1 protein-coding gene is annotated in these 682 nt (G+C 38.3%); it reads right to left on the bottom strand.

All coding sequences use genetic code 11. The features are described from left to right. Positions 1–69: 69 nt before the first annotated feature. Positions 70–682: hypothetical protein (locus W7W_RS0106300; RefSeq protein ID WP_010662968.1), on the bottom strand; the 613-nt coding region annotated here is incomplete at its 5' end.

Genomic DNA, 682 nt, shown 5'->3' with positions numbered 1-682 from the left:
TTACAGACAAACACTAATAAAAGGTCGGCCGCTTTTAATAGGCTTATCCCGAACGTTTAAATAACTAAATCAATAGACCTGTAACTCTGTTTCCCCTTCGGGAAGATAAAGAAAAATTGAAAAATAAGAATTAATGAGTGTTTCTTGAATTTCCGGCACATAATCAGTAAACCATAAAGCACTATTCTTTAGACTGGCATGCCTCAAGAGTGCAATTTTCCCATCATTATACAATGCTAACTCTACATTTTGAATTGGAAAAATTACTTTTTCAGGATGATTGGGAATAAAACTTGAAGTAAGACTATAAATTTGTTTTTTTATTTTAGAATAATCAGAAATATATAATCGTTCCATATAATGTATGCCTCGCTCTGCATCTTCTTCAATATAACCTGTAATATCACAATTAACCAGAAACTGTCTTAACTCCTCATATTTCCTCAGCACCCTTTCTTCCAAATCGGGCAGAGTACGTAAATCTACGGCATTTTCTAACCGGTGTGAGTGGTCCCACGGCACCTGCGCCTGAAAAGTGATGGTGGTATCCCAATATTGCGTGCCGTTGTTCAGAACATATTCCGGAAGCGTGATTATTTCGGTTAAATACTCCGGGGCGGCATCTGATTTGCGCTTGTCGGCACCGTAGCCAATGCGGAGTTTGATGGGAGATGTACTGCTT

Source organism: Marinilabilia salmonicolor JCM 21150, from assembly GCF_000259075.1.
GTDB lineage: Bacteria > Bacteroidota > Bacteroidia > Bacteroidales > Marinilabiliaceae > Marinilabilia > Marinilabilia salmonicolor.
Note: the sequence above shows the minus strand (reverse complement) of the source record. Positions and strands in the feature narration are given on the sequence as shown.